Here is a 9,772-nt window from a genome sequence, read left to right as displayed (position 1 = left end):
CTTGCCAGCAACCAAAAAACAACGGGGGGAGACGGGGGAGCTGGCCGGTCACCATTGGTCGCCCCACCCACCCAACTTCTCGGACAAGAAGGACACAACATCATGAACGCAGCACCCACACTGGAAATGCTCGACCCGGCCACCCTGATCGTGGACATCAACGTCCGCAAAGACGCAGCCCTGACCCCGGAGTTCATCGCCAGCATCAAAGAACACGGTGTCATCGAACCGGTCATCGCCCACCGCAACGAGGACGGCACCGTGCATGTGCGGATGGGCCAGCGCCGTACTCTTGGTGCCGTCGAAGCGCAGTGCCCTCTGATCCCGGTGATGATCACCGCATCGGCAGAGGATGCAGAGCGGATCGTCTCGCAGGTGGTGGAGAACATCCAGCGCGCAGCGATGACAGAGGCCGACGAAGCCGACGCCTACCACCAGTTGTCCCTGATCGGCGTTTCAGCGGCCGCGATCGCCAAGAAGACCGGACGGAAGAAAGCCGCCGTTGAGGGCGCGTTGAAGGCCAAAGCATCCGAGGCTGGAACCGCAGCCCTGGGCAAGGGGCACACCATCGAGGAAGCCCTCGTGATGGCCGAATTTGAAGGGGACGAGGAAGCCACCGCCGAACTGGAATCGGTCGTTGCGGACGAACCGGATCAGCTGCTTCACGTCGCCCAGCAACTCCGGGACGCACGCGCTCACGCTGCTGCCCTTGCAGCCTTCACCGCTGAGCTGGAAGCAACCGAGGCGACCATCGTGGAAAAGCCCAGCTACCACGACGACGAAACGGCCCGTGTTAGCTCCTTGAAACGCGCAGACGGAGAACACGCCACCGAAGAAGACGCGAACGCCGTTTACATCGAGCAGGACTACAAGGGCGAATGCTCCACCGTGCCGGTGATCGTCGGGTGGAAGAAGCTCGGCTTCAAAGACCGTTACAGCTTCTCCTCATCGGCCCAGACAGGTCCGATGACCGAGGAACAGAAGGCCGAACGGAAAACCTTGATCGCCAACAACAAAGCCATGGAATCGGCCACCACCGTGCGCCGGGAGTTCGTCAAGACCCTGCTGGCGAAGAAGCAGGCACCGAAGGGCTGGCAGTACTTCACCGTCCACGCCATTACCCACCACACCGAAGTCGCCCGGAGCTACGACGGAGAGGTAGCCGCCGTGATGGTCAGCGCGAAGATCGACGGACAGAAGTCATGGGCATGGAACCCGCTGAAGGATCACGTGGCAAAGTCCACGACCCGGCCCGAGTTCTCGTTGGTCGCGCTCGTCTGCGCCGGATATGAGAGCACCATCGCCAAGGACTCGTGGCGGAGACCGTCCCAAAGCCACCGTGACTACCTGAACCAGCTCGTCACATGGGGATACACCCCGAGCGAGGTTGAGCAGATCATCATCGACAGCGGCAAACCCGCCGAAGAAGACACCGCCGAAGAAGACACCGCTGAGGAAAGCACCGAAGCGGCCTAAGAACCCCTTGCCGGGCGGAACCCCCACCGCCCGGCAAGGCCCCCCGGCCACTCACCAGAGCACGGCCCGGAACCTCCCACACGTCGGGCGGTCCGCCGCCTAGGGCGAACCACAGCAGTCAATCACCAGTGACGGACCGCCGTAAACCGCCACCAAACGCACACCCACCAAAAGCCGCGCCCCGCCGGCCACCTGGCTACTCCCTCGACTCACCACCAAGAAGTTTTGTCAGAGGTCACAGCTAGGCTCACCCCACAACACCACGAACAGGAGTCACCATGAACATCCAGACACCCCCAGGGGTCACGCTCGCTGAGATCTTCCCTGACGTGCTCCCAATCCTCGACCACCTGATGATTGGCGCAGCAGTCTTTATGCTCGTCGGAGTGATTTACCTCTTTATCCAATGGATGATCGCCCACTCCAGAATGGAAGACATTGATTCCGATACGCTTCCGTTCGACATGGGCTTCATCGCTGCTATCTCCCTGCCACTGATCCTGTTGAACATCATGGCCAGCATGACCGGACTGATCCTCGGTGCAGTGATCGGAGCAATCCTCGCCCTGGCTACCTACTTTCTCCTGCGCCGCTACCGCGCAACGCACAAACGAGCCACCCACTAATGGGCAGCTCTTCAGCCTTGTAGACTGAAACACAGATTTCCTTTGTCCGAGGAGAGCGAAGCAGGACCGGCCCGCGCCGGTCCTGCTTTGTTTAACCCGCAAAACCGGGCACCTTCCCCATGGGTCAAGACCGCCGACGCCGACCCACCACCCGTAGCGGAACTGGTCCTCTCAGCCGGGACCACACACTGGGGCACGCGAAATTGCCTCACGCAGGCACCCGACCCAACGCCCAGGGCAGCCACTAAAGAAGCCGGGGGAGTACCGCCGGACTACTACCCGTAACACCAAACACACCAGCCCGGTCATTACTGATGGAAGGCACAAAAGGAAGCGAAAAACCTCTAGAATCCAAGGGAAAACCCTTTTTATTCGAGTGGATAAACACTAGAATGGTAGTAGCAAGTTCAGCCAGACGAACCTAACCAAAACTGATACGAAACGCAGGACTGAAAATGGCTTCCTCAATCACCGATTACACGGTTTACACCAAGCCCGGTTGCCCGAACTGCGACCGCACTATGGAGTACTTCGAGTCCAAAGGCATTACTTACACTCCCGTGGACATCACCGAAGTGCCGGCAGCGCTGGAATACATCACCCAAGAGCTCGGCTACTCCCAGGCGCCCGTCATCGTGAACAACTCCGATGACCAGGACCACTGGTCCGGGCTTCGCCGCGACAAGCTCGTCCAAGCGGCCATGAGCCACAAGGCAGCGTGATTCCCGTGACCACCCCGCACCCCGTGGACGGGTTCAAGATCAGCCCGCGCGTCCCGTTGGAAGTGGACCTGTTCCGGGAAACCAACCCCAGCGGCAGGATCTACCCCGACGCCAAGGAAGAACCCTTCGCCGGCTACTACGGCATCCCCTCCAGTGCCGAGGATGACCGCTACCTTGCCGCGATCAGCCGGACCCCAATAGGGGAGGGCGGACTCTGGGACGAGCACACCGCAGACCAGCACCAACCCAACGACCTCACCTACAACCAACCAGGTGGGACCGAACCTCAGAACGAAACCAGCACAGACACCGAGAACACCACCAGCACACGAGGAAAAGGAACCATCATGGCCGGCGAAACCACCATCACCGTCATCGGAAACCTCACCAACGACCCCGAACTCCGGTTCACACCTTCGGGAGCCGCGGTAGCCAATTTCACCATCGCCTCCACGCCCCGAACCTTCGACCGTCAGAGCAACGAATGGAAGGACGGGGAGACACTTTTCCTCCGCGCCAGCGTCTGGCGCGAAGCAGCCGAGAACGTCGCCGAGTCCCTGACCAAAGGCACGCGCGTCATCGTCTCCGGCAGGCTGAAGTCCCGGTCCTACGAAACCAAAGAAGGCGAAAAGCGCACCGTCATAGAACTCGAAGTAGACGAGATCGGCCCCTCACTGCGTTACGCAAACGCGAAAGTGAACCGCACCCAACGGAACAACCCGGGAGGCGGAAACACCGGCGGTTTCGGGAACCAGCTCAACACCGGGCAGGCTGCCCGGCAGGACGACCCATGGGCCGCAAACCAGCCCGCGAATGCCGGCTCCTGGGGCAACGGCCCCGACTCCGAACCCCCGTTCTAAACCACTAACTGCCAGGGCCGCCCACTACGCGGCCCTGGCATCACCTCACCCTCAAGCGAAGGATCCGATCATGATGGAGAACCAAGAGCTACTCTCCGACGGCTGGGGTCAGCCGGTCCCTTGGGAATGGGTAGAACACGGGACACCGGAGTACAGGAGCAGCTTCACCGCAGCAGCCCTGGATGCAGCGGACCGCTTGCGCCGCGCCGCCCCTTCTTTTGGGGAGAAGGATTTCGTCTTGACCGACGAGCTGCCCTTACCACGATGGTTCAGCGAGGCTCTTTCGGAAGCGCCCATTCTTGGAGTCGAAGGATCATGGCCACAGTTTGGCCGGACCTCCCATCCGGTCAACTGGCCCGAGCTCATCCGCGAACATCCCACCGAGGTTCGGTACATGGCAGACGAGATGACCAGCCCGCCAGCTCTCTTTGACGAGCTGTGGACGTGGGCCGCCAGCCAGGGACTGAAACCCAGTTTCGACGTGGACCTATACATCGAGCCGGACGGACTCATCGGGGTGTGGGGCTTCGAGTTCTCAACCAACAAGGAGCTATCTCCTGCGCAGATCGCCGAAGCCGCAACCATCATGGCCAAGCACGGTCACGAACCCGCGGAGCACGAGCCCAATATTGAAGCCAGATCCGGTGAAGAAGGCGACAAACGCGCCAGCTGGATGCTCTATGTCTAGGCGCATCGGGGAGTGGATCATTGTCATGACCAACACAGGAGCTGGTGCAGCTTGGCTGGCTTCGAGCATCTTCCCAGCCAGCGTCGCCTAGAGAGTTTTGCGATGAGGAAGCAGAGCGAAAAGAAGAATCCGTATTTCACGGATGATGACCTGAAGCAGATCCGGGCAGCAGTCCAATCTGTTGGATCGCAGGAGGGTTACGCCTCGATCACGGACTTCGTTGAAGCAGCTGCACGCAGGGAGCTGCGACGCCTTCAGCGCAAGTACAACGACGGCCGGAAATGGCCGGGAGTTGAAGCGGGCGAACTCCGTCCAGGGAGACGCACCCGTGAAGAAACCGCACGTCGCGAGGACCGCTAGCACAGCAATGCCAAAGATGCTGTTTGCTGCCGACGCTGGGTGCGGGTATATCAGCGGCCGGTCTGAACAGCTATGGTGTCTGAGCCAGCCGCTACTCTGGCTGAACGTCACGAATAACCCCCAGTGCGCACAGTTAAAGCAAAGCCCCAAACCAAAGTTAGGACCGTACATGCCGCTGACAACAAGGACAGCGATTCAGGAGATTGCTCTTGTTGTGTTGGGCGCTGCCGCCGTGGTCGCTGCGATATGGTTCGCGGCGAAGGGCTTTATGGCAGCAGCTTTCATCGGCACCGCGACGATGTGCGCGTTCGTCCTCACTGCCGCGACACTGAACCGGAGGGGCCCGAATACTTGGGGCCCCGCATCAATTCGCGCAAGGCGACTGCCTTCATTAACGCCCTTTCCATTGTCGTCATCGCGCTCTATGTCGGCGGCCTGTTCTTCTAACCCCAAGATTGCAAGGAACCTCAAACATGATCTTCGATTCCATGACGTATAGAGCCAAAGTTGCAGTAGCAGTGATCATGACGCTCTTGACTCTGGTGCTCATCCTGTCCTCGATTCCCGTGATCCCGATGTTGCTTGAAGCTGGCGTAACTCCTTGGTTTATCGTCGTTCCTGGGGCGCTGACAATATTCGTCGCCGCGGGATCCGTGTGGGCTTGGAAGAAGGCCCTTGCTGAGCATGCGGTCGCTACGGGAAAGCTGTACCCGGGCGAGAAACTGGCCAATCAGCTGCACGCCGAACACGGCGGAGAACTTGTCTATGACGAACCGGGAACGGACATTCGGAACTGGAGCATCACCGTGAAGGGTGCCGATGGTTTTACCCGGACCGTGATGACGAAGAGCGGCAAAGAAGCCAGTTGAACGCCTGGCGTGCCCTGGGGGTGAAAGGGGGAGGGTTCCATGCCTCCGTCCAAGCCTAGTAACCAGGCTTTGCATGACTAAGGCCCGTACCGTTCGGTACGGGCCTTAGTCATGCAAAGGGACGATGTTGTTTTGTCGTTCCTGTGTCAGCTGGGTGGTGCGTCTTGGGTGGAAGCGTTCAGTAGCTCAGCGTGAATCCCCTTGCCGCTTTAGGGTTTCCTGGGCGTTCTGGTTCCTGTGCCTGCCCATCCTGAGACCCCGCAGCAGTATGTGTCGTCCCGGCTGAAAGGAGCCAGCCCCGACCCTGTGGAGAGACGGCAACGTCACCGCTTGGACGGTGGGCGAACCCCGTCTGGTGCAGTTGCTGATGGGGGTTTGCGAGGCGATCTGAGAGATCTACCAGAGTTTCCGAGCGACCCGGCGGATCAGCCCTGGTGCGTTTGTGTGCAGGAGGTGGGTTTCGATCACGGCGGCCAGGCCGGCGACTTGTTGGGCTGTGGCAAGTGGTTCGGGGTTTTGCGTTGCTGCTGCGCGTCTTTCGAGCTTCGTCAGTAGTAGTTCGCAGAATTGTTCGTATCGTTTTAGCTCGCAGTACCGCTTGAGGCGGGCTGTCGAACGGGCCCAAAAGTTGAAGTAGCTGAATGCGCAGCCGAGGGCGAGCGTGCCAACTGCGAAGACTAGAAGCGTAGGGATGTCGGGTGTGCTGTTTGGTGTCCAGAAGACGATCAGCGTGAGCCAGAAGAACGGGACAGTGAGCAGTGGCATGAGCAGCCAGAGCGATCGCCATAGATGACCTCTGACCATGGCGGCCATCATTTGGAATGTTGTCAGGCGGGCGAGTCTCTTGAATCGCATGTCTCGGTAGTCGTGATTCAGAGATTGATCGATCACGGCTTGGAAAGCGGTGTTGAGTGGGCGTTTGGAGGAGACCATGGAACGGCCTCCGTTTGTCTCCACGAAATTCCGTAGCCATGCTTTGCGGCGTGCAATAGCGTGGCGTTTCAGGTCTTCTTCATCCGCCCATGATTTACGCAGGTCGCTGCGGAGGTCATACAGGGTGTCAGGGGTTTCGCTGGCTACTTCAAGCCTGTAGGTAACCAGTGCCGCGACGACTACGACGAGAAGGGTGAGCGCGGGAGTGTAGTTAGGAGTTCCTGGTGCGGCTTGGTTGGCGAGGCCTGGAACGACGACCGCAATTGCTGCGAGGCTGGCAGCTCCGGTTGTGAGAATGACCTTGAGGACGTTGGTGACGTATTGCTTGCGGCGGGTTTCCGTTAGTCCGATGACTTGCTGACGGAAGAACGAGACTTCAATGATCCCAATAAGGATCGAGATGAGGGCTAGCATGGCGACGAATGTTGCAGCGAGTGCTGTGGCAATAGCCAGAGGCTGATTCATGGATTCCTTGGTTGACCAGGGATGCACCCGACCCTATGAGTAAGCAGGTTGTGCATGATCGCCGGCCCGCCTTGGTGCCGTGCAGGACGAGGTTCCCTGGCGATTGTGTGCAACCGGTCAGGTGGGTCCCGTCGTCCACATGGGTGCGGGAAAAGCCCGAAGGATTTAGCTTTTGCCGTGCCCATGTGGGCGAGGGGTTACTGCTCCGATGATGCCGTCGAGGACGCGGTTTCGCGGGTAGTCCTTTTGCCGCGCGGTCGTCCGCCGGCTTTCCGGCCAGGAGTATCCAGGCCGAAGCCGCGAAGGTCTGACTCTGTCCATTCCGCACGAAGGGCAGCTTGGTAGTCCTTGGCGTACTTCTGTTCGGCGGATGCCAGGAGCTGCGCTGCCTCTTGGAGTTCGACGCTGCTGGCCGCCGCGTTCTTCACGGCGTTGACCTTGGCGTCCCTGGCGGCGTCAATTTTCGCGGCCGCTTTGGCGGCGATGTCGTTGATATCCATGCCGCCAGTCTAACGCTCGGTGTCGATAGAGAGGCGGAGGTTTTACGCGCGCCGCACGAGAGGTGCGAAAAACCCGAGAACCCAATCATGCGGAGCAAGCTATACACTTACACGGGTGTAAGTGGCTTGGCGTCCTCGACACTGGCGGTCGAGTACGGCACACTTGTCAGTGTGGTCCCCGGTTCGGGGTCGCTGCGCTGGGCCTTTGAAGGGAGGGATTGGGATGTCGGAGGAGGAGAATTCTTACCGCCCCAATCTGTCCCGTCGCCGTCGTGCGAACACTCCGGCAGGGACGAAGAAGCGCCGTGACGTGTGGGTCACGGTGGAAGAAGAGGCCGCACTTGTCGCGAGGGCCGAACGGGAAAAGGTGACCGTTCCAAACCTGTTGGTTTCATCCGCCCTGGCGGAGCGTACTGACTCGCCAACTGAACGCCGGGCCATTGCAGCGGAGCTGATGCAACTGCACCTTCTTTTGGCCCGTTCATCGAACAACATCAACCAGCTGGCACGGCAGGCTAATGCCACGTCCGAGTTCCCTGTTGAAGCACGCGAGGCTCTGAGGCATATTCGTTCGGTGGCCATGAGGATCGATGATGCAATTGATGGGTTGATGTAAGGATGATTCCGAACATCACTCGCGGTTCGCGCATGGGCGGTCTCATGGTTTACCTGACATCGACTGACGCTGATAAGACGAAGAACTCACACAGCGACCCGCACTTGGTGGCCGGTGATGCGGCGCTCATGGCTTGGTACGATGACGGCGTACTGGACCGCGATGATGCCTTGGCTATCGCCAAGCACTTGGACCGTCCACGCAAGGCTTTTGGTGTCTCCGTCCAGATCAAAGACATGCAGTGGGATGCAGCCAATAAGGAACGCGTCCACGTTGGTTACAAGGACGCAAGTGTCTGGCACTGTTCCCTGAGTCTGCGCGCTGAAGAGGGCGCACTGACTGACCAGCAGTGGGGCGATATCGCCAATGATTTCGTGGATGCCATGGGTTTCACCGAGGCCAGCGGAAAAGCACAATGCCGCTGGGCAGCTGTCAACCACGGCACCAGCGAAAACGGCAACCACCACATCCACCTGGCCGTGTCCCTGGTGCGCGAAGACGGCACCAAAGCCTCCACGCACGGTGACTACAAGAAGGCGCAACAGACCTGCCGTGAACTGGAAGTTAAGTACGGTCTGGAGCAGCTCTCCAGCGTGTATGCCACCCGTGGTTACGACCGCGCCGAGAAGGCCACCGCTGTTCGGGATGAACGGGAAATGCACCGCTCATCCCTGGCGCGGAAAGTGCGTGCCAGTGCCAGCGCTTCGGCAACCGAAGGAGAGTTTGTTCGCTGCGCGCGGGAGACCGGTATGTTGCTTCGTCCGCGTTACGCGAAGAACACCACCGACGTCATCGTCGGCTACTCCGTGGCCGAACGACCCAAGGCAGGGGAGCGTCCCATCTGGTTCGGTGGTGGCACGTTGGCGTCGGACTTGAAGCTGGGTGCGCTGCGTGAGACATGGATGGATTCGCCGCACCTCGCGACCGAGGCAGCAGCCGAATGGAACGCGGCAGCACGCAACAAGCGCACCGTCTCCAGGAGCGGGCCTGAGAAGGCAACACCACCGCCCCAGGTGTGGGTGGAGTACACCCGCAACGCGACAGCTCTTGCAGAGCAGCTGAGGTCCATTCCACGTGATGATCACGCGACCTGGGCCAAGGCAGCGCGGGATGTTTCCGGCGCATTCGCTGCGTGGTCACACCGTCTCGAACCCACGCCCGGACCACTCGCCGCGACTGCGGCTGAACTGTCCCGCACCGCCCAGCTGCGGGCACCGCGCGAGCACAGCAAGCCAGTTTCCCTTCCGTCCATCGCCGGCACCGCCATGTTGTTCATGGCAGCGTCGAGCAAGAACAAGACAGCGGCGCAGGCGGCACTGATGGTGCAGCTGGCGAACATGGCTGCAGCCATCTACGACATGCACCTGCAGTCCGGCCGGACACGGGAAGCCGAAAGGATTCGCGCCGTCGTAGCAACGCAGCTCAAACCCTTCGCGGCGACCATGCCCCGTCCCGTCAGTGTCGGAGCGACCGAACAAGTAGTTGAGCGTGAACCGGCCCGCAACCCTGTGGAGCTTGGCCTGCGCGGTATGGCACCTATCCGTCCCGGCTCGGTTGTTCCAGGAACGGCAACGCCGGCCAAGACACCCACACGAACGGGACGCGAATCCGGGCCTGTACTAGACCGATAAGAATCACACCACAAGTGCAAGGGGAA

General features: G+C 60.2%; 12 protein-coding genes. 10 read left to right on the top strand and 2 right to left on the bottom strand.

Going from position 1 to position 9,772, the window contains the following annotated elements; translation table 11 throughout:
• Positions 1-102 precede the first annotated feature (102 nt).
• From BMY91_RS21970 to BMY91_RS21935, 8 genes are all read left to right on the top strand, one after another.
• Positions 103-1,476 carry a ParB/RepB/Spo0J family partition protein gene (locus BMY91_RS21970; protein ID WP_090825979.1) on the top strand — a complete coding sequence of 458 codons (1,374 nt, stop codon included), beginning with the start codon at positions 103-105 and terminating at the stop codon, positions 1,474-1,476.
• A 278-nt stretch (positions 1,477-1,754) separates the two neighbouring features.
• On the top strand, positions 1,755-2,102 hold the full coding sequence (locus BMY91_RS21965; RefSeq protein WP_090825976.1) for a hypothetical protein: 348 nt from the start codon (positions 1,755-1,757) through the stop codon (positions 2,100-2,102).
• A 455-nt stretch (positions 2,103-2,557) separates the two neighbouring features.
• Complete coding sequence (locus tag BMY91_RS21960; protein WP_090825973.1) at positions 2,558-2,824, top strand: glutaredoxin family protein; 267 nt, start codon at positions 2,558-2,560, stop codon at positions 2,822-2,824.
• A gap of 5 nt (positions 2,825-2,829) precedes the next feature.
• Entirely contained in the window at positions 2,830-3,684 is an 855-nt protein-coding gene (locus BMY91_RS23580; RefSeq protein WP_256212870.1) for a single-stranded DNA-binding protein, read from the top strand.
• 70 nt (positions 3,685-3,754) lie between these two features.
• Complete coding sequence (locus tag BMY91_RS21950; protein ID WP_090825970.1) at positions 3,755-4,372, top strand: hypothetical protein; 618 nt, start codon at positions 3,755-3,757, stop codon at positions 4,370-4,372.
• Positions 4,373-4,474: 102 nt separating this feature from the next.
• On the top strand, positions 4,475-4,732 hold the full coding sequence (locus tag BMY91_RS21945; protein WP_090825967.1) for a ParB family protein: 258 nt from the start codon (positions 4,475-4,477) through the stop codon (positions 4,730-4,732).
• A gap of 246 nt (positions 4,733-4,978) precedes the next feature.
• Positions 4,979-5,179, top strand: coding sequence for a hypothetical protein (locus BMY91_RS21940; protein ID WP_256212869.1), 201 nt, complete (start codon positions 4,979-4,981; stop codon positions 5,177-5,179).
• Positions 5,180-5,205: 26 nt separating this feature from the next.
• A complete protein-coding gene (locus tag BMY91_RS21935) occupies positions 5,206-5,601 on the top strand; it encodes a hypothetical protein (protein ID WP_090825964.1) in 396 nt (131 codons plus the stop codon).
• A gap of 396 nt (positions 5,602-5,997) precedes the next feature.
• Here the strand turns inward: BMY91_RS21935 and BMY91_RS21930 are convergent, their stop codons facing one another.
• Together BMY91_RS21930 and BMY91_RS21925 are read right to left on the bottom strand one after the other, a co-directional pair.
• Positions 5,998-6,999, bottom strand: coding sequence for a hypothetical protein (locus BMY91_RS21930; protein ID WP_090825961.1), 1,002 nt, complete (start codon positions 6,997-6,999; stop codon positions 5,998-6,000).
• 197 nt (positions 7,000-7,196) lie between these two features.
• Positions 7,197-7,499: a hypothetical protein gene (locus BMY91_RS21925; protein ID WP_090825959.1), complete on the bottom strand. Its 303-nt coding sequence runs from the start codon at positions 7,497-7,499 to the stop codon at positions 7,197-7,199.
• Between the two features lie 223 nt (positions 7,500-7,722).
• Between BMY91_RS21925 and mobC the strand changes: the two genes are divergently transcribed.
• Together mobC and BMY91_RS21915 are read left to right on the top strand one after the other, a co-directional pair.
• Positions 7,723-8,115 (top strand): plasmid mobilization protein, encoded by a 393-nt coding sequence (mobC, locus tag BMY91_RS21920; protein ID WP_177179985.1) that lies wholly within the window; start codon positions 7,723-7,725, stop codon positions 8,113-8,115.
• Between the two features lie 2 nt (positions 8,116-8,117).
• Positions 8,118-9,746, top strand: a complete 1,629-nt coding sequence (locus BMY91_RS21915) for a relaxase/mobilization nuclease domain-containing protein (protein ID WP_090825956.1) — start codon at positions 8,118-8,120, stop codon at positions 9,744-9,746.
• Positions 9,747-9,772: the final 26 nt, after the last annotated feature.

This window comes from Arthrobacter sp. yr096 (genome assembly GCF_900108925.1).
Taxonomy (GTDB): Bacteria; Actinomycetota; Actinomycetes; order Actinomycetales; family Micrococcaceae; genus Arthrobacter.
This window is presented reverse-complemented; position numbering and strand designations above follow the sequence as displayed.

What these genes read in the sequence shown, in the direction of transcription:
- BMY91_RS21970 (WP_090825979.1), top strand. Translation starts at nt 103, where the DNA reads ATGAACGCAGCACCCACACTGGAAATGCTCGACCCGGCCACCCTGATC.
- BMY91_RS21965 (WP_090825976.1), top strand. Translation starts at nt 1,755, where the DNA reads ATGAACATCCAGACACCCCCAGGGGTCACGCTCGCTGAGATCTTCCCT.
- BMY91_RS21960 (WP_090825973.1), top strand. Translation starts at nt 2,558, where the DNA reads ATGGCTTCCTCAATCACCGATTACACGGTTTACACCAAGCCCGGTTGC.
- BMY91_RS21950 (WP_090825970.1), top strand. Translation starts at nt 3,755, where the DNA reads ATGATGGAGAACCAAGAGCTACTCTCCGACGGCTGGGGTCAGCCGGTC.
- BMY91_RS21945 (WP_090825967.1), top strand. Translation starts at nt 4,475, where the DNA reads ATGAGGAAGCAGAGCGAAAAGAAGAATCCGTATTTCACGGATGATGAC.
- BMY91_RS21940 (WP_256212869.1), top strand. Translation starts at nt 4,979, where the DNA reads ATGGTTCGCGGCGAAGGGCTTTATGGCAGCAGCTTTCATCGGCACCGC.
- BMY91_RS21935 (WP_090825964.1), top strand. Translation starts at nt 5,206, where the DNA reads ATGATCTTCGATTCCATGACGTATAGAGCCAAAGTTGCAGTAGCAGTG.
- BMY91_RS21930 (WP_090825961.1), bottom strand. Translation starts at nt 6,999, where the DNA reads ATGAATCAGCCTCTGGCTATTGCCACAGCACTCGCTGCAACATTCGTC.
- BMY91_RS21925 (WP_090825959.1), bottom strand. Translation starts at nt 7,499, where the DNA reads ATGGATATCAACGACATCGCCGCCAAAGCGGCCGCGAAAATTGACGCC.
- mobC (WP_177179985.1), top strand. Translation starts at nt 7,723, where the DNA reads ATGTCGGAGGAGGAGAATTCTTACCGCCCCAATCTGTCCCGTCGCCGT.
- BMY91_RS21915 (WP_090825956.1), top strand. Translation starts at nt 8,118, where the DNA reads ATGATTCCGAACATCACTCGCGGTTCGCGCATGGGCGGTCTCATGGTT.